This is a genomic window from Baekduia sp. Peel2402 (assembly GCF_052567285.1).
In genome coordinates this window covers 2,537,490-2,553,381 of sequence record NZ_CP199582.1, presented here as the reverse complement: position 1 = coordinate 2,553,381, position 15,892 = coordinate 2,537,490, and the positions used below count along the sequence as shown (strand labels likewise).

The following is a 15,892-nucleotide window of genomic DNA, read 5'->3' as shown; positions in this document are numbered from 1 at the left end:
GCCTCGTAGACGGGACAGCCCTTGCGGGCGTGACAGGTCACGTTTCGGTGGGCAGGATCGTCTAGGAGCCCATGACCCTCGACACCGACACGATCGCCGCGCTGCGCCCGCTGGTCTTCTCGATCGCCTACCGGATGACCGGCTCGGTCGCGGAGGCCGAGGACATCGCGCAGGAGACCCTGCTGCGCACGGTGCGCGAGCGCGACGCGGGTACCGAGATCGAATATCCGAAGGCCTACATGACGGCGATCGCGACGCGGCTGTCGATCGACCACCTGCGCTCGGCGCGGGCGCGGCGCGAGGAGTACGTCGGCGCGTGGCTGCCCGAGCCGCTGCTGACCGACGGGCCCGCGGACCCGGTCGTCGACGTCGCCGCGGAGGCCGAGATGGCCGACGAGATCTCCCAGGCGTTCCTGGTGGTCTTGGAACGGCTGACGCCGGTCGAGCGCGCGGTCTTCCTGCTGCGCGAGGCGTTTGACTACAAGTTCGCCGAGATCGGGGAGATCGTCGGGCGCAACGCTGACCACTGCCGCCAGATCGCGGCGCGGGCGCGGCGGCACGTCGTCGTGGCGCGGCCGCGCTTTGAGTCCTCGCGCGAGGCGCGCGCGGAGCTGGCCGACAAGTTCCTCGACGCGGCGCGCGCGGGCGACATGGAGGCCTTGGTCGCGATGCTCGCCGACGACGCGGTCCTGACCGGCGACGGCGGCGGCAAGGCGGCGGCGCTACCCAAGCCGCTGGTCGGCGCGGAGCGGATCGCGCACGCGCTGCGGGCGTTCTTCCGCCAGGGCGAGAAGATGGGCGCGATCGCCGAGCGTGTCGAGCTCGGCGGGCAGCCGGGCTGGCTGGCGCGCGCGGCCGACGGCACGATCCTGGCGGCGATGACGCTACAAGTCGCCGACGGGCACGTGGCGGGCATCAGCTCGGTGGTCAACCCGGACAAGTTGACCCACCTGCAGCCGGGTCACTCGTAGACGACGACGTCCGGCCGCGGCGACAGCGCCATGACCGACTTGGGGGACATGGTCTTCACGTCCTCCTTGTAGAACAGCTTGAAGCCGCGGCGCATCGTCGGCGTCGAGCGCACGAACGAGTGGTACTTGGCGATCTTCACGGAGTTGTTGCCGAAGCCGTCGACGTTGATGACCGTCTGCACGCCGGGTGCGTGCTTCAGGCGCTCGGAGCGCGTGATCATGTTGTCCGTGAAGCGATGGACGATCAGCAGCTTCTCGGGCAGGTTGTTGGCCTTGACGATCTTCGACAGGTAGCTCGCGGCGGCGTTGACGACGTCGGCGTCGGTCGTCCCGATCACCTTGCCCGGCAGCGCGTCGGGGCCGACGTGCCACTCGGGGTCCAGGGCGAGCCCGACGTCCGGCTCCTTCAGGAACTCCGCCAGGCGCTCGATCTCCGGGCCGAACTGGCCGCGGCCGGGCTGGATGTCGAGCACGAGCAACGCCTTGGCCTTGCGCGCCGCGGCGAGGTAGCGGCGGATCATGGAGAACGACACGCGGTCGCGGTAGTCGCCCGACGGCCCGGGGGCCGCGGTGGCGACGGTCGAGATCAGCTCCATCGCCGGCAGCACCGGCCGCGCCTTCAGGTTGTAGGGCTCGGCCTGCTTGATGAGCTTGCGGCCCGCTTGCGCCGGCGTGCCGATCCCCAGCGCGCCGAGCTCGTCGTCGCGCGGGTTGCCGTAGAACGCGACGACCCGTCGATCCGGGAACAGCCGACGGCCACCGCCGGGCAGCTGCGCGGGCTTGGGACCGGCGCTCTTCCCGTCGCCGCCCGCGCTGGTCGAGGCCTCGCGGCCGCCACTCGCGCCGTCATCTCCGCCATGCCCCGCGCCGATCACCACGCCCCCGAGCACGGCAAGCCCAGCCACCACGCCAAGCGCGGTCAGCCTCCGCCTGCGAACGACGGCCTCGTCTACCACGGGCGCATCATGCCCCACCCAGGCGAATTCGACACGGCGGGACCTCGTTGTCGAGGGGTTATGCGGAAGGATGGGGCGATGGCTCTCCTGGACGGCAAGAAGCTCCTGATCACCGGTGTGTTGACCGATCGCTCGATCGCGTTCTCGGTCGCGCGGCGTGCGCAGGAGGAGGGAGCGGAGATCGTCCTTACGGGGTTCGGGCGTGCGATGCGGCTGACGCAGCGGATGGCGGCGCGGTTGCCGCAGGAGCCCGATGTGCTGGAGCTGGACGTGACCGACGACGCGCAGGCGGCGGCGGTGGCGGCCGAGCTGGAGTCGCGTTGGGGCGTGCTGGACGGCGTGCTGCATGCGGTCGCGTTCGTGCCGGGCGACGCGCTCGGCGGCAAGTTCCTGGAGGCGCCGGCCGAGAGCGCGAAGGCGGCGTTTGAGATCTCCGCGTTCTCGCTGAAGACGCTCGGCGCGACGTTCGCGCCGTTGTTGGAGAAGGCCGAAGACGGTGGCTCACTCGTGGGGCTGGACTTCGACGCGTCCAAGGCGTGGCCGATCTACGACTGGGCAGGCGTGTCGAAGGCTGCGCTGGAGTCAGTGAACCGGTATCTGGCGCAATACCTCGGGCCGCGGGGGATCCGCTCCAACTTGGTCGCGGCGGGCCCGCTGCGCACGATGGCCGCGGGCGCGATTGAGGGCTTCGACGTGCTCGCCAGCGCCTGGGAGCAGGGCGCGCCATTGACGTGGGATCTCACCGATCCGGATCCCGTCGCGGACGCCTGCGTGTTCCTGTTGTCGCGGATGTCGCGGGCGATCAGCGGCGAGATCCTGCACGTCGATGGCGGCTTCCACGCGCTCGGCGTGCACGGCGCTGCGGTCGTCGCGGCGCAGGATGCCTCGCAGTCCTCAACGTGAACGACGTTCTGCCGATTAGGCAGGCGACCGCATCGTTTGGCACGATGCCACCCAAGAGTGCGCCGCATACGCGACTTCATGCCCGCCACGCTCCGCGTCGGCGTCAAGCCCATGCCGGCCATCGTCGCGGCGACGTCGAAGGACATCGCATGGCTGCTTCCGCGCGATCCGGCCGACACGACGCCCGGTTTGCTGCCGCGCGCGGCACAGATCTCGTTCATGCATCAGGGCACCATGGTCCTGCTGCACGGCAACGCCGAGCGCGCGCCTGAGGGCACCGTCGCCTTCCAGGCCAACCGCGAGGGCCGCGTCGACAACCTCCGCTCCTCGCCGCGCCTCGATGTTCAGTTACCGGTGCAGGTGAGCGCCGTCGGCCGCACGATCGAGACCAAGACCGTCAACGTCTCCGCCGGCGGCGCGCTGCTGGAAGGCACCTCCTTCGGCCCGCCCAACGGCGCCGTCGAGGTCTCGATCAGGATGCCTCAGGGCTCCGAGGTCCGCGCGCGGGGAATCGTCGTCCGCACGCTCCCCCAAGGCACCGGCATCCGCTTCACCGACATCGACCCCGCGGCGCGGGCTCACTTGGACTCCATGGTCCTCTCCATCCGCGCCGCGCTCGCCCGCCGCTTCGCCGAGAAGGCGATCCGCGAGGACGCTGCCCGCGCGGGCCGCCGCGGCTGACGCTTCCGGGCGTTCCGTCTCGACAACGCGCCCTCCTGGGGCCTTTAGTCGAGATCAAGGCCGAGGAGTAGCCTCACTCCATGAGCCCGATCCCCGGAGAGCCGCTCGACCCCCAACAGCCTGACCTGACGACGGCCGATGGCCGCAAGGTGAAGCTCAAGCTCCCGGCCGGCTTCCCGGCGCCGCTGAAGCCGTCGAAGACCGAGCAGCGCGGTGCAGAAGAGCCGCCGCGGGACGATCCGCGGCCGCCGATCAACCCGAACCACGTGGGGCTCTGACCCGCTCGCGGGATAGGGAAAGCGCCTGACTGGAGACAACGGGCGGCGTGATTCAACGCCGGCACCGCTTGCTCGTCCTCACGCTCGTCGCGCTGGTCGTCCTGGCCGGCGCGGCTGTCGCGCTCGCCGCGTCCGGCCCGCGTAAGGGCCACCGCTACAGCGGCAAGACGTCACAGCACCGCAAGGTCACCGCACGGGTGACAAGCGACGGGAAGACGCTGCAGCTGCGGTTCGACCAGATCTTCACGTGCAACAACGGCCACAAGAAGATCACCACCGTGAAGTTCCTGCGCCAGGCGCCGAAGATCCGCGCCGACGGGACGTTCGACTACCACAAGACCTACGCCGACGAGCCCGGGATTCCGGGCTTCGACGAGGTCCGCACCGACGTCCAGGGCGTCACCGGCCGCTTCACCGCCGACGGCTCCCGCGTGAGCGGCACCGTCACCGGCGACACGACCGGCAAGGAGAGCGGGCTGCACTGCACGTCGAAGGTCACGTTCAGCGCGAAGGTCGTCCGCTAGTCCGCGGCTGCGCTGAGGTCCGGCGGGATCTCGGGCTTGGAGTAGACCGCGCGCCACCAGAGCTCGGCGAGCACGCGGATCGACTGGTGGGCGTCGCCGCCGCCCTGGATCAGCTCCAGCGTCACGTGGCGCTCGACCATGGCCAGCAGCGCCTGGGCCGCCAGGCGGGGCGGGATGTCGGATGGGGCGATCCCGCGGGCCTGGTCGCGCGCGATGCGGGCGGTCGCGCCCTCGACGAAGCGGAAGACGTAAGGCAGCCACTGCGGCGGGAGGCGGTCTTCTTCGCCGGAGAGCATCGCGGCGAGGGTCAGCACGTGGCCGTCGCGGTCGATGATCCGGACGGTGCGCGCCAGGCCGCGGCGCAGCTCCGCGCGCGGGTCGCCGTTGCCGTCCAGGTACGGCGCGGCCGCCTCGTACATGTCCAAGAACGCGCGCAGGATCAGGCGATCGACCAGCGCGCGCTTGTTGGGGAAGTAGAAGTACAGCGCCGTGCGCGACACGAACGCGCGCTTGGCGATGACGTCCATCGTCAGGCGGCGGTACTCCGTATCGGCCAGGGCGTCGCGCGCGGCGTCGAGGATCGCTTCCTCGGTCGCGTTGCGCGACTCGTTGAGGTCGAGCGGCTCGCCGCCTGGGGTCACGTCTTGGCCAGCTCGAGGACGTGGGCGATGCGGTCGCGCGTCTCCGACGGCACGACGACTTCGTCCACGAACCCCGCGGCGGCCGCGACCCGCACGGGCAGGTGCTCCGCCTCGTACGCGTCGGCCAGGGCGGCCGCATCGGCGCCCGCCTCGATCTCACGGCGGCGCACCAGCTCGACGGCCTGGCGCGCGCCCATGACGCCGATCCGGGCGTCCGGCCATGCGAGCGTGAGGGTGGCACCGAGGTCACGGGAGTTCATGACGATGTGCGCACCACCATACGCCTGACGCAGCGTGACCGTCACCCGCGGCACCGTCGCGCGCCCGAACGCGCGCAGCAGCGAGGCCCCGTGGCGCAGCACGCCCGCGGCTTCCTGCTTGGCGCCCGGCAGGAACCCGGGCGTATCGCTCAAGACGACCAAAGGCACGTTGAAGCGCTCGCACATGTCCACGAACCACGCGCCCTTCTCGGCCGCGTCGGCGTCCAGGCACCCACCGAGGTGCTTGGGCTGGTTGGCGATCACGCCGACCGCGCGTCCCTCGATGTGGCCGAAGCCGACCACGAGGTTCCGCGCCCACCGAGGCGACAACTCCATGAACGCGCCGCGGTCGAGCAGACGCGCAGCGACCTCGCGCACGTCATACACCTTGCGTCGGGACTCCGGGAGCACATCGCCCGGATCCTCGCCCGGCGCGTCGGCCGGCGGCATCAGCGGCGCGCCCTGGCCGCCCACGCGATCCGGCAAGAACGACAACAACCGTCGCGTCATCTCCGCGGCTTCCACATCATCTCGGGCGACCATGTGCGCCACGCCGTTGGCGCCGTGCACCTTGACGCCGCCCAGGTCGGCCGACGAGATGACCTCGCGCGTCACGCGCTCGATGATCTTCGGCCCCGTGAGGAACATGTAGGCCTCGGCGGTCATCACCACGAAGTCGCCCAAGGCCGGCGAGTAGGCGGCGCCGCCGGCGCACGGCCCGCTCACCACGGAGATCATGGGGACGGTCGCCAGCGCCTGCGCCCGGAAGATCGCCGCGTACGCCGTCAGCGCCGCCACGCCCTCCTGCAACCGTGCGCCACCGGAATGCGGAAACCCGACCACCGGGACGCCCAAGGCATCCGCCCGCGCGATCGTGCGCGCGATCGTCTCGCCGCCGGCGGAACCCAGCGACCCGCCCTTGAACGCGCCGTCCTGCGCCCACGCCACGACCGCCCGGCCCTGCACGCGGCCGGATCCCGACAGCACGCCGTCGCCGACGCCGGTGCGGATCGGCCGGAACGTGCCCGGGTCGAACAGCAGCTCCAGCCGCGCGCGGGCGGCGAGGAAGCCGGGCCCACCCACCCCGACGTCGAAGACGGCAGACATTCAGTTCCCCTATGCGGCCTGCAGGACGAGCGTCGCGTTCTGGCCGCCGAACGCGAAGGAATTAGACAACGCGACCCGCAGGTCCGGTGCCTCGCGGGGCGCGCCCGCGATGTGGTCCGCCTGGCACTCGGGGTCGATGTCCTCCAACCCGAGCGTCGGCGGCAGCGCGCCGCGGCGCAACGCCTCGACGCACGCCAGTGCCTCGATCGCGCCGGCGGCGCCGAGCGTGTGCCCGACCGCGCCCTTGCACGACGAGACCGGCGGGCCGTCGTCGCTGAACACCTGACGCAAGGCAATGGTCTCGACGCGATCGTTGATCGGCGTCGAGGTGCCGTGCGCGTTGACGTAGCCGACGTCGGCGGGGGACAGGTCCGCGTCGGCGAGCGCCGCGGTCATCGCCTCGACGGCACCACGCCCGTGCTCCTCGGGCTGGGTGATGTGGTACGCGTCGTTGGACGCGCCGTAGCCCGTCACGCGGGCGAAGATTTGGGCGCCGCGGGCGCGCGCGTGCTCCTCGCGCTCCAGGACCAGGACCGCGGAGCCCTCGCCCATGACGAAGCCGTCGCGGCGCGTGTCGAACGGGCGCGACTCGCCGACGCGCGACAGCGCGCCCATGCGCCGGAACGCCGCGATGCAGAGCCCGACCAGCGCCGCCTCGGTGCCGCCCGCGATCATCGCGTCGGCCTCGCCGCGCGCGATCAGCCGTGCAGCCTCGCCGATCGAGTGCGCGCCGGTCGAGCAGGCCGACGCGATCGAGAAGCCCGGGCCGTGTAGCCCGCGCCGCATGGCGATCTGGCCCGCGGCGGCGTTGGGCATCATCATCGGGACGAACAGCGGCGAGACCGCGCGGTCGCCCTCGGCCAGCCACGTGGTGCACTCGCGCTGGAGCGTCGTGAGGCCGCCGACGCCGGTGCCGACGATCACGCCGACGCGCCGCGGGTCAACCTCGCCGACCAGCCCGGCCTCGTCGGCCGCCTGATCAGCCGCTGCGATCGCGAGCTGGGCGAAGCGGTCGGTCCGTCGCGCCTCCTTGGGCGTCATCACCGTCTCCGGGTCGAAGTCGCACGGAGCGATGCCCTCGTCGGAGATTCCGCCCTCCATGCCGAGCAACCCGTTGAAGAACGGGTCGACGCCTGAGGCGACCGGGGACACGACGCCCCGTCCGGTGATGACGATCCCTTCCATCTAAGAGACCTAGGCCGTCGCGCCCTGGAGGCGCTCGACGAGGGCGATGGCGTCGCCGACGGAGGCGATGCCCTTCAGGTCGGGGTCGGCGATCTGGACGCCGAAGCGGTCCTCCAGCGCCTTGACGAGCTCGACGAGGTCGAGCGAGTCGACGTCGAGCTGCTCCCACGTCGTGTCGGGCTGGGCGGTCTCGGCGTCCGGGACCTTGATCGCGGCGAGCTCGGCGCGGATCGCCTCGAGGATCTCCTGCTGGTCGGCCATGTTCGTTCTCCTTGTTCTTGCTCTTGTTGAAGTTCTTGCGGGCTGCGGGGTCAGACCGCGAGGCCGCCGTCGACGGCCAGCGTGGCGCCGTTGACGTAGGACGCGTCGTCGCTGACGAGGAACGCCACCGCGGCCGCGACCTCTTCGGGCTTGCCCACCCGAGCCGCGGGGATGTGGCGCGCGATCTCGTCCTTGGGCAGCTCGGCCGTCATGTCGGTCTCGATGAAGCCGGGCGTCACCGCGTTGGCGGTGATGTTGCGCTTGCCCATCTCCTTGGCGACGACGCGCGTGTAGGCCAACAACCCGGCCTTGGACGCCGCGTAGTTCGCCTGCCCGGAGTTGACGCGCGTCGCGGTGATCGACGACACGTTGACGATCCGGCCCCAGCGGGCCTTCAACATGTCCTCCAAGCCGCGCTTGGTGCAGTTGAAGGCGCCGGTCAAGTTGGTGTCGATGACGTCGGCCCAGTCGGCGTCGGGCATGCGGATCGAGAGGCCGTCGCGCGTGATCCCGGCGTTGTTGACCAAGATCAGCACCGGGCCGTGCTGCTCGCGGACCTGAGCGAACGCGGCGTCCACGGCCGCGGCGTCGCTGACGTCGGCCTGGACGTCGCCGCCGGTGCGGCCCAGCGTGACGACCTTGTAGCCGTCGGCCTTCAACCGCTCCGCGATCGACGCGCCGATGCCGCGCGTGCCGCCGGTGACCAGCGCGACCTTGGCGTCAGCCTCAGGCGCAGACATACTGGCGCTCCTTCCAGGAGACGACGCCCGCGCCCCACACGAAGCCGGCGCCGAAGGCAGCCAGGCCAACGGTCATGCCGTGCTTCAAGAGGCCGTCGGCCTCCGCCTGCGCCAGCGCCAGCGGGATCGACGCCGACGACGTGTTGGCGACGCGGTCGACGTTGATCGCGAGCTTCTCGCGCGGCACGCCCAGCTCGTTGGCGGCGGCCTCGATGATGCGGGCGTTGGCCTGGTGGGCGACGAAGAGGTCGAGGTCGTCGGCGGTCAGCGCAGCCGCCTCGAGCGCCTCGCCGGTCGCCTCGACCATGCGCGCGACCGCGTGGCGGTAGACCTCGCGGCCCTGCATGCGCAGCTTGCGCTCGTCCTGGTTGGCGTACAACAACGCGCCCTGCTCGGGATCGCAGCCGAGCACGAAGCGCGACACGCCGCGGTCCAGCTCGCCGGCCGCGACGACCACGGCGCCGGCGCCGTCGCCGAAGAGCACCGCGCTGCCGCGGTCCTCGGTGTCGGTGAGGCGGCTCAACGCTTCGGCGCCGCACACCAGCACCACGCGCGCGCGGCCGGTCTCGACCAGCGCGGCGGCCTGGTCCAAGGCGTACAAGAAGCCGGCGCAGGCGGCGTTGAGGTCGACCGCGGCGGCGCCGTGGGCGCCGATCAGGCGCGCGACCTCGGGCGCCAGGCCCGGCGTCACCTGGTCGGGCGTGATCGTGGTGATGATCACCTGGTCGACCTCGTCGGGCGTGCGGCCCGCGTCGGCCAGCGCCTCGGCGCAGGCGCGCGCGGCCAGCGGCGCGAGCGGCTCGTCGGCCTCCAGCCAGCGGCGTGTGCGGATCCCGGTGCGGCGCACGATCCACGCGTCGTCGGTGTCCAGGCGCGACTCCCAGTAGGCGTTGTCGATCTCGCGCTCGGGCAGCGCGGCGCCGACGCCGAAGAGGCCGGCGGACAAGCCGCGCGGCAGCGGCCGACGCGTGCGGGGCTTGGCGACTGACCCGGTCCCCGCCCGCCCCGCGCGCACGGCGCCGTTGCCGTTCGTGATCCGGCCGTTGCGCGCCTCGGCGCCCCGAGCCGTCGTCGTCGCATCCGTCACCGTCGCCGCTTGCATCACGCCGCCGCCAGGGTTCGCTTGACCAGACCGGTGAGCACGGCGCCCGGGCCGTGCTCGACGTAGCGGTCGATGCCCGCGGCGCGCAGCGCCAGCATCGTCTCCCGCCAGCGCACGGGGCCGAGCAGGTTCTGGCTCAGCTCGGCGCGGACGTCCTTGAAGGGGGCGGCGGACCCGTTCGCGTAGACCGGGAACGCAGCAGGGCCGATCTCGACCCCGGCCAGCGCGGCGGCCAGGCGCGCGGCGGCCGGCTCCATCAGCGGCGAGTGAAACGCGGCGGACACCGGCAGGATCCGTGCACGTGCGCCGGTCTCCTCGCGCGCGGCTTCTTCAGCGCGCGCGATGTCCTCGGTCGCGCCGCTCAGCACGAGCTGGCCGGGCGCGTTGTCGTTGGCGACCGTCAGGCCCAGGCGCGTTGCCAGGGCGCGCACCGCGTGGTCGTCGCCGCCGAGCATCGCGACCATGCCGCCGGGGTTGGCGTCGCCGGCGTCGGCCATCGCCGCGGCGCGCTCGCGCACGAGTAGCACCGCGTCGTCGAACTTCAGGACGCCCGCGGCGACCAGCGCGGCGTACTCGCCGAGCGAGTGACCCGCGGCGGCGCGGACCTGCGACAGCTCGCCGGCCGACTCCTCGCGCCACACGTCCCAGGCCGCGACCGAGCACAGGAAGATCGCCGGCTGCTGGAAGCGGGTCCCCTCGTCGAGACGCTCGAAGGGGTCGAAGCCGAGCAGCTCGAGGCCGCGCTCGAAGGCGGGCGAGCCGCGGTAGGGCTCGTCCATGTCTGCGGCGTGGCTTCCTTGCCCGGGGAAGATCGCGGCGATCGAAGGCACTGCTCACACTTAGCGTGCCAACGGGCCCAGGTTTCTCGATCTCGACACGGGATGCGAAGAACGTCGAATCACGCACCGGGTTGGGGGGTGGGGTGCTACCGGCCAGGGGGATGCCAGTTGGCCACCTTTCCCACCGAAGTGATCGCCACCAACCCTGTTATGCCCACAGGACTTGTGTACACTGCCGAACCTCTGAATCCCGACTGCGAATCACCCTTTTCAGAGGAGCCCCTTTCGTGAAGACCAAGATCCTGCTTTCGGCACTGGTCGCCGGCGCGCTGGCGGTGGCCGGCTGCGGCGGCGCGTCGGACGACAGCAGCGACTCGTCGGCCTCGTCCGGGAGCAACAGCTCCGGCGGCACCAAGACGTCGCTGTCGCTCGTCGCGTACTCGACCCCCGAGGTCGTCTACGACGAGATCATCCCCGACTTCCAGAAGACCGCCGAGGGCAAGGGCGTGTCGTTCAAGACCTCCTACGGCGCCTCCGGCGAGCAGAGCCGCGCGGTCGCCGCTGGCCAGAAGGCCGACTACGTCGCGTTCTCGCTGGCGCCTGACGTCGACAAGCTCGTCGAGCCGGGCCTCGTGCCCAAGGACTGGGTCGCGCAGACCGAAGCCGCCGGCGGCAAGGGCGGCTTCGTCACCACGTCGCTGGTCTCGTTCGTCGTCCGCAAGGGCAACCCGAAGGGCATCAAGGGCTGGGACGACCTGCTCAAGCCGGGCGTCAAGGTCGTCACGCCGAACCCGTTCACCTCGGGTGCGGCCAAGTGGAACATCATGGGCGCCTTCCAGCACGGCGGCATCGACTACGTCAAGAAGCTGATCACCGACCACGTGCCGGTCCAGCCGAAGTCCGGTCGCGAGGCGCTGCAGACCTTCACCGGCGGCGAGGGCGACGTGCTCATCTCCTACGAGTACGAGTACACGACCGCCGTCAAGAAGGGCGAGAAGGACATCGAGCTGGTCACGCCCGACGACACGTTCCTGATCCAGAACCCGATCGCCGCCACGTCGTCCTCGCCGCAGCAGGCCAAGGACTTCGTGAAGTTCGTGCTCTCCGACGCCGCCCAGCAGCACTTCGCCGACTGGGGCTACCGCCCGGTCAACGAGACGATCCTGGCCAAGAACAAGTCCAAGTTCCCCGACCCGGGCTCGGTCAAGACGGTCGACGACTTCGGCGGCTGGTCGAAGATCAACGACGAGCTGTTTGACCCCGAGAAGGGCTCGGTCGCCAAGATCGAGGACGAAGCGGGCGTCTCGACGGCCAAGTAGCCCATGGCAGCGACGGCCGTCACCGCATCTCCGAAGCCTGGTCGCACCAGCGCTTCACGCCGCGCCGGCAGCCGGGGCCTCACGGGCCTCGGCGTCGGCGTGGTCACGCTGTGGCTGAGCGTGATCGTGCTGCTGCCGCTGGCGGCGCTGACGGCCAAGTCGCTGGACGGCGGCCTGGACGCGTTCTGGCACTCGGTCACCTCGCGCCAGGCGATCGCCGCGCTGAAGTTCACGCTGGCGGTGTCGGTGATCGTCGCGGTGATCAACGCGGTCGCGGGCGTCGCGATCGCGTGGACGCTGGTCCGCGACGAGTTCCCCGGCCGCCGCCTCGTCAACGCGGTGATCGACCTGCCGTTCGCGATGCCGACGATCGTCGCCGGCATCACGCTGCTGGCGCTCTGGGGCCCGAAGTCGCCGGTCGGCGTCAACCTCGCGTTCACCCAGGTCTCGGTGGCGCTGGCGCTGCTGTTCGTCACGCTGCCGTTCGGCGTGCGCGCGGTCCAGCCGGTGCTGATCGAACTCGACCGCGAGATGGAGGAGGCCGCCGCGTCGCTGGGCGCCTCCGGGCCGACGATCTTCCGCCGGATCGTGCTGCCCAACCTCATGCCCGCGATCCTGTCGGGCGCCGCGCTGGCCTTCGCCCGCGCGGTCGGCGAGTTCGGCTCGGTCGTGCTGATCTCCGGCAACAAGCCGTTCGACACGCAGGTGTCGTCGGTGTTCATCTTCAAGCAGATCGAGTCCGATAACGCGACGGGCGCGGCCGCCGTGTCGGTCGTGCTGTTGCTGGTGTCCTTGCTCATGTTGATCGCCTTGCGCGTCATCGAGTCCTGGGGCAGCCGCCATGACCGCTAGCCCCGTCGGCCGCCTGTCGATCCGCGTCTTCGCGCTCGGCTACCTGGCGCTGCTGCTGGCGATCCCGATCGGGGTCGTGCTGTACCGGACGTTCGAGCCGGGCGTCGGCGCGGTCATCGACTCGGTCACCACGCCCGCGGCGGTCAGCGCGTTCTGGCTGACGATCGAGATCGCCGCGATCGCGGTGCCGTTGAACACCATCTTCGGGATCATCGCCGCGCTCGTGCTCGTCCGGACGCGGATCCGCGGCAAGTGGCTGCTGCAGGCGGTCATCGACCTGCCGTTCGCGATCTCGCCGGTCGTGATCGGCCTCGCGCTGTTCCTGCTCTTCGGCCGCACCGGCTGGCTGGGCCCGACGTTGACCGACGCGGGCATCCAGGTGATCTTCTCCGTGCCGGGCATGGTCCTGGCGACGATCTTCGTCTGCCTGCCGTTCGTGGTGCGCGAGGTCGCGCCGGTGCTGCGCGAGATCGGCGACGAGCAGGAGCAGGCCGCGGCGACGCTCGGCGCGTCGCGCTGGCAGACGTTCCGGGCCATCACGCTGCCGGCGATCCGCTGGGGCGTCGCCTACGGCGTGGTGCTCAGCACCGCCCGCGCGATCGGCGAGTTCGGGGCGGTCAGCGTCGTGTCGGGGAAGATCTCCGGCGAGACCATCACGCTGCCGCTGCTCGTCGAGAACCGCTACTCGAACTTCGACCTCTCCGGCGCCTACGCGGCGTCGGCGCTGCTGGCCGTGATCGCGCTCGCGACGCTGCTGGCGATGACCGTCCTCCAGAGGAAGGGTGACTCGCGATGATCGCCGTCTCCGGCGTCTCCAAGCACTACGGCGACTTCGCCGCGCTCGACGACGTCTCGATCGACATCCAGCCGGGCGCGCTGACCGCGCTGCTGGGTCCGTCGGGCTCGGGCAAGTCGACGCTGCTGCGCGTGATCGCGGGGCTGGAGACACCCGACACGGGCACGGTGGTCATCGAGGACCGCGACGTCACCAACGTCCCGCCGCAGCGGCGCGACATCGGCTTCGTGTTCCAGCACTACGCCGCCTTCAAGCACATGACGGTGCGCGACAACGTCGGCTTCGGGTTGAAGGTCCGCAAGCGGCCCAAGGCGGAGATCAACGCCAAGGTCGACGAGCTGCTCGGGATCGTCGGCCTGGCCGGCTACCAGGAGCGCTATCCGTCGCAGCTGTCGGGCGGCCAGCGCCAGCGGATGGCGCTGGCGCGCGCGCTGGCCGTCGAGCCCAAGGTCTTGTTGCTGGACGAGCCGTTCGGCGCGCTGGACGCCAACGTCCGCGCCGAGCTGCGCGCGTGGCTGCGCCGGCTGCACGAGGAGGTCCACGTCACCACCGTCCTGGTCACGCACGACCAGGAAGAGGCGATGGAGCTGGCCGACCGCATCGTCGTGCTCAACAAGGGCCAGATCGAGCAGGTCGGCGCGCCGCGGGAGCTCTACGACGCGCCCGCCAACGAGTTCGTCATGGGCTTCCTCGGGCCGGTGGCGCGCCTCGGCGACGGCCTGGTGCGCCCGCACGACCTGGTGCTCAAGCCCGACCCCGACGGCACCGCGCAGGAGGCGCAGGTCACGCGGATCGTGCACCTCGGCTTCGAGGTCCGCGTCGAGCTGGAGCTGGCGGGCGACGACGGCACGATCGCCGCGCAGCTCACACGCCACGAGGTCGAGCAGCTGGAGATCTCCGAAGGCGACATCGTCTTCGTGCGTCCGGGCGGTCGGCGCTTCGAGCGCCCTGCGATCGCCGAGGCGCCCGCGCCCGCGCCCGCGCCGGCCGTCGAGCCCGCCGCTTAGCTAACTGCCCCCGCGCGACGGCCGGCCCGGCCGTCGCAGCGGGACGACCACGTCGCGGCCGCCGTCGCCGCGGTCGCGCTCGGGCAGCACGTCGCGGACGCGCATCCGCCGGTAGCGCAGGACCAGCAGCTCCAGCGCCTCCTCATCCATCTCGGTCGTCGCGACCAGCGCGGCGAGTAGCTCGTTGCGGGTCGGCCGCGCCGCGTCGGCGAGGTCGGCCATCTCGTCGAGCCGTCGCTGGACGGCGATCGGCAGGTTCATCGACGTCGACCGCACGGGGGAGTCGCCGATCTTGTCGTCGAGGTGCAGCGTCGTCTTGGAGCCGGTCATGGAGGGTCCGCCGAAGAAACGTGGTTTGAACGTCGTTTGACTTCTGGTTCGGGCCCGATCTAAACTACTCCGCGTCAACGTAGTTTGCGGCAACGTTGATTGCAGGTCCTTGGCCCGCCCGCTCGAAGGAGGATCCGTCATGAGGTACGAAGGCTCTGAGCCCGAGATCATCGTCCGCGCCTACGCGCAGACCGACGCGCCGCGTCCGGCGCATCGCCCGCTCGTCCGGCGCCGTCCGCTCGCGGTCGTGCTCGCCGAGCTCAACGACGCGCGCAGCATGCGCAACGCGCTGATCGCCGTCGGCGACCTCCGCCACGCCTCTGAGCTCGACCCGGTGGTCGAGCGCCTCACCGCCGAGTACACCCGCCGGCGCGACGCGCCGCCGGTTCGCCCGCCGCTTTAGCTAGCGGCGGGTCACCCAGGCTTCTGGGTCCTTCGAGAGCGCGACGACGTCCTTGGGCAGCTTGTTGGCGGCCAGGTCGGCGAGCGTGACGTGCTCGACGACGCGGCGCAACGATGCGCGCACGCTGATCCAGACGGTCTGCAGCGGCTCGGCGGAGCCGGCGTAGTCGACGTCCTCGGGGCGGCCGCCGCGCACGGAGGCCAGCGGTCCCTCGACCGCGCGGATGATGTCGGCGACCGTGATCTCCTCGGCCGGGCGCGCCAGCCAGTAGCCGCCTTCCGCACCGCGCCGCGAGGTCACCAGACCGGCGTGGCGCATGTCCGCGAGGATGTTCTCGAGGAACTTCAGCGGGATGCCCTGAGCCTGCGCGACGGAGTCGCCCTTCGTGGGACGCTCGGTTCCGGCGGCGGCCAGCTCGATGGCTGCCCGCACCGCGTAGTCGGCCTTTGCGGAGATGCGCACGTGCGCATCGTCCCAGACGCGCCGGAAGGTCGCGGCGTCAGTCGCTTTCGAGGGTGCTCAGCCGGCCGCGTCCGGGTTGCCGGTCGAGGCGTCGCGGTCGGCTTCCTTGTCGGTGGACGGGCTCGGCGCGTCCTCGTCGGCGGTGCCGCCGGACTGGTCGCCGGCCTTGCCCCCTTCGCTGCCGCCAGGGGTGCTTTCGGGGTAGCCGCCGGTCCCGGTCTCCTGCTTGCGCGGGTCCTCGGTGTGGTCGGGCTGCTCGTCGTCGGCCATGCCCGAGGTGCTACCCCCGCGGAGGCCGGGGCCAGTCGCGCGTGCGACCGACCCCGGCGCTCCGG

At 71.3% G+C, this 15,892-nt stretch carries 21 protein-coding genes; 10 read left to right on the top strand and 11 right to left on the bottom strand.

Annotated features, from left to right (window positions below; all coding sequences use genetic code 11):
• Window positions 1-71 precede the first annotated feature (71 nt).
• Window positions 72-971, top strand: coding sequence for an RNA polymerase sigma factor SigJ (gene sigJ, locus ACT01A_RS12505; RefSeq protein WP_445152586.1), 900 nt, complete (start codon window positions 72-74; stop codon window positions 969-971).
• On the opposite strand, the gene ACT01A_RS12500 is transcribed toward sigJ, so the two are convergent.
• Window positions 962-1,876, bottom strand: coding sequence for a hypothetical protein (locus ACT01A_RS12500; protein ID WP_445152585.1), 915 nt, complete (start codon window positions 1,874-1,876; stop codon window positions 962-964). The two genes, sigJ and ACT01A_RS12500, sit on opposite strands and share 10 nt — an antisense overlap.
• Before the next feature lie 129 nt (window positions 1,877-2,005).
• Here ACT01A_RS12500 and fabI point away from each other — a divergent pair, with 129 nt between their 5' ends.
• From fabI to ACT01A_RS12480, 4 genes are all read left to right on the top strand, one after another.
• Window positions 2,006-2,830 carry an enoyl-ACP reductase FabI gene (gene fabI, locus ACT01A_RS12495; RefSeq protein ID WP_445152584.1) on the top strand — a complete coding sequence of 275 codons (825 nt, stop codon included), beginning with the start codon at window positions 2,006-2,008 and terminating at the stop codon, window positions 2,828-2,830.
• A 78-nt stretch (window positions 2,831-2,908) separates the two neighbouring features.
• On the top strand, window positions 2,909-3,511 hold the full coding sequence (locus ACT01A_RS12490) for a PilZ domain-containing protein (RefSeq protein WP_445152583.1): 603 nt from the start codon (window positions 2,909-2,911) through the stop codon (window positions 3,509-3,511).
• Window positions 3,512-3,591: 80 nt separating this feature from the next.
• The gene (locus tag ACT01A_RS12485) at window positions 3,592-3,789 is read left to right on the top strand and encodes a hypothetical protein (protein WP_445152582.1); all 198 of its coding nucleotides are present in this window, start codon (window positions 3,592-3,594) and stop codon (window positions 3,787-3,789) included.
• 47 nt (window positions 3,790-3,836) lie between these two features.
• Window positions 3,837-4,313, top strand: a complete 477-nt coding sequence (locus ACT01A_RS12480; RefSeq protein ID WP_445152581.1) for a hypothetical protein — start codon at window positions 3,837-3,839, stop codon at window positions 4,311-4,313.
• Here ACT01A_RS12480 and ACT01A_RS12475 read toward each other — a convergent pair.
• Genes ACT01A_RS12475 through ACT01A_RS12445 form a run of 7 tightly spaced genes read right to left on the bottom strand, consistent with a single transcriptional unit; the run spans window position 4,310 to window position 10,439 of the window.
• Window positions 4,310-4,954, bottom strand: a complete 645-nt coding sequence (locus ACT01A_RS12475) for a TetR/AcrR family transcriptional regulator (RefSeq protein ID WP_445152580.1) — start codon at window positions 4,952-4,954, stop codon at window positions 4,310-4,312. The two genes, ACT01A_RS12480 and ACT01A_RS12475, sit on opposite strands and share 4 nt — an antisense overlap.
• Complete coding sequence (locus ACT01A_RS12470; RefSeq protein ID WP_445152579.1) at window positions 4,951-6,321, bottom strand: acyl-CoA carboxylase subunit beta; 1,371 nt, start codon at window positions 6,319-6,321, stop codon at window positions 4,951-4,953. Before ACT01A_RS12470 ends, ACT01A_RS12475 begins: the two co-directional genes overlap by 4 nt.
• Window positions 6,322-6,330: 9 nt before the next feature.
• On the bottom strand, window positions 6,331-7,506 hold the full coding sequence (locus ACT01A_RS12465) for a beta-ketoacyl-[acyl-carrier-protein] synthase family protein (protein ID WP_445152578.1): 1,176 nt from the start codon (window positions 7,504-7,506) through the stop codon (window positions 6,331-6,333).
• 9 nt (window positions 7,507-7,515) lie between these two features.
• Window positions 7,516-7,767, bottom strand: coding sequence for an acyl carrier protein (locus tag ACT01A_RS12460; protein ID WP_445152577.1), 252 nt, complete (start codon window positions 7,765-7,767; stop codon window positions 7,516-7,518).
• Between the two features lie 50 nt (window positions 7,768-7,817).
• Complete coding sequence (locus ACT01A_RS12455; protein ID WP_445152576.1) at window positions 7,818-8,507, bottom strand: SDR family oxidoreductase; 690 nt, start codon at window positions 8,505-8,507, stop codon at window positions 7,818-7,820.
• Window positions 8,494-9,594, bottom strand: a complete 1,101-nt coding sequence (locus ACT01A_RS12450) for a beta-ketoacyl-ACP synthase 3 (protein WP_445152575.1) — start codon at window positions 9,592-9,594, stop codon at window positions 8,494-8,496. The genes ACT01A_RS12455 and ACT01A_RS12450 overlap by 14 nt, the downstream gene beginning before the upstream one ends.
• 14 nt (window positions 9,595-9,608) lie before the next feature.
• A complete protein-coding gene (locus ACT01A_RS12445) occupies window positions 9,609-10,439 on the bottom strand; it encodes an ACP S-malonyltransferase (RefSeq protein ID WP_445152574.1) in 831 nt (276 codons plus the stop codon).
• A 236-nt stretch (window positions 10,440-10,675) separates the two neighbouring features.
• Between ACT01A_RS12445 and ACT01A_RS12440 the strand changes: the two genes are divergently transcribed.
• The 4 genes from ACT01A_RS12440 to ACT01A_RS12425 are packed head-to-tail and all read left to right on the top strand — an operon-like array spanning window position 10,676 to window position 14,362.
• Complete coding sequence (locus ACT01A_RS12440; RefSeq protein ID WP_445152573.1) at window positions 10,676-11,707, top strand: extracellular solute-binding protein; 1,032 nt, start codon at window positions 10,676-10,678, stop codon at window positions 11,705-11,707.
• A gap of 3 nt (window positions 11,708-11,710) precedes the next feature.
• A complete protein-coding gene (cysT, locus tag ACT01A_RS12435) occupies window positions 11,711-12,559 on the top strand; it encodes a sulfate ABC transporter permease subunit CysT (RefSeq protein ID WP_445152572.1) in 849 nt (282 codons plus the stop codon).
• Window positions 12,549-13,355: a sulfate ABC transporter permease subunit CysW gene (cysW, locus tag ACT01A_RS12430; RefSeq protein WP_445152571.1), complete on the top strand. Its 807-nt coding sequence runs from the start codon at window positions 12,549-12,551 to the stop codon at window positions 13,353-13,355. The genes cysT and cysW overlap by 11 nt, the downstream gene beginning before the upstream one ends.
• Window positions 13,352-14,362 (top strand): sulfate/molybdate ABC transporter ATP-binding protein, encoded by a 1,011-nt coding sequence (locus ACT01A_RS12425; RefSeq protein ID WP_445152570.1) that lies wholly within the window; start codon window positions 13,352-13,354, stop codon window positions 14,360-14,362. The genes cysW and ACT01A_RS12425 overlap by 4 nt, the downstream gene beginning before the upstream one ends.
• Here the strand turns inward: ACT01A_RS12425 and ACT01A_RS12420 are convergent, their stop codons facing one another.
• On the bottom strand, window positions 14,363-14,692 hold the full coding sequence (locus tag ACT01A_RS12420) for a hypothetical protein (RefSeq protein WP_445152569.1): 330 nt from the start codon (window positions 14,690-14,692) through the stop codon (window positions 14,363-14,365). It abuts the gene before it with no gap.
• Between the two features lie 139 nt (window positions 14,693-14,831).
• Here ACT01A_RS12420 and ACT01A_RS12415 point away from each other — a divergent pair, with 139 nt between their 5' ends.
• Window positions 14,832-15,095: a hypothetical protein gene (locus ACT01A_RS12415; protein WP_445152568.1), complete on the top strand. Its 264-nt coding sequence runs from the start codon at window positions 14,832-14,834 to the stop codon at window positions 15,093-15,095.
• Here ACT01A_RS12415 and ACT01A_RS12410 read toward each other — a convergent pair whose 3' ends face one another.
• Window positions 15,096-15,557, bottom strand: coding sequence for an RrF2 family transcriptional regulator (locus ACT01A_RS12410; protein WP_445152567.1), 462 nt, complete (start codon window positions 15,555-15,557; stop codon window positions 15,096-15,098).
• 57 nt (window positions 15,558-15,614) lie between these two features.
• Window positions 15,615-15,827 carry a hypothetical protein gene (locus ACT01A_RS12405; protein ID WP_445152566.1) on the bottom strand — a complete coding sequence of 71 codons (213 nt, stop codon included), beginning with the start codon at window positions 15,825-15,827 and terminating at the stop codon, window positions 15,615-15,617.
• Window positions 15,828-15,892: the final 65 nt, after the last annotated feature.

Coding starts and splice junctions, on each gene's coding strand:
- ACT01A_RS12425 (WP_445152570.1), top strand. CDS start 13,352: ATGATCGCCGTCTCCGGCGTCTCCAAGCACTACGGCGACTTCGCCGCG.
- sigJ (WP_445152586.1), top strand. CDS start 72: ATGACCCTCGACACCGACACGATCGCCGCGCTGCGCCCGCTGGTCTTC.
- ACT01A_RS12405 (WP_445152566.1), bottom strand. CDS start 15,827: ATGGCCGACGACGAGCAGCCCGACCACACCGAGGACCCGCGCAAGCAG.
- ACT01A_RS12460 (WP_445152577.1), bottom strand. CDS start 7,767: ATGGCCGACCAGCAGGAGATCCTCGAGGCGATCCGCGCCGAGCTCGCC.
- ACT01A_RS12490 (WP_445152583.1), top strand. CDS start 2,909: ATGCCCGCCACGCTCCGCGTCGGCGTCAAGCCCATGCCGGCCATCGTC.
- ACT01A_RS12465 (WP_445152578.1), bottom strand. CDS start 7,506: ATGGAAGGGATCGTCATCACCGGACGGGGCGTCGTGTCCCCGGTCGCC.
- ACT01A_RS12415 (WP_445152568.1), top strand. CDS start 14,832: ATGAGGTACGAAGGCTCTGAGCCCGAGATCATCGTCCGCGCCTACGCG.
- ACT01A_RS12485 (WP_445152582.1), top strand. CDS start 3,592: ATGAGCCCGATCCCCGGAGAGCCGCTCGACCCCCAACAGCCTGACCTG.
- ACT01A_RS12470 (WP_445152579.1), bottom strand. CDS start 6,321: ATGTCTGCCGTCTTCGACGTCGGGGTGGGTGGGCCCGGCTTCCTCGCC.
- ACT01A_RS12455 (WP_445152576.1), bottom strand. CDS start 8,507: ATGTCTGCGCCTGAGGCTGACGCCAAGGTCGCGCTGGTCACCGGCGGC.
- cysT (WP_445152572.1), top strand. CDS start 11,711: ATGGCAGCGACGGCCGTCACCGCATCTCCGAAGCCTGGTCGCACCAGC.
- ACT01A_RS12420 (WP_445152569.1), bottom strand. CDS start 14,692: ATGACCGGCTCCAAGACGACGCTGCACCTCGACGACAAGATCGGCGAC.
- fabI (WP_445152584.1), top strand. CDS start 2,006: ATGGCTCTCCTGGACGGCAAGAAGCTCCTGATCACCGGTGTGTTGACC.
- cysW (WP_445152571.1), top strand. CDS start 12,549: ATGACCGCTAGCCCCGTCGGCCGCCTGTCGATCCGCGTCTTCGCGCTC.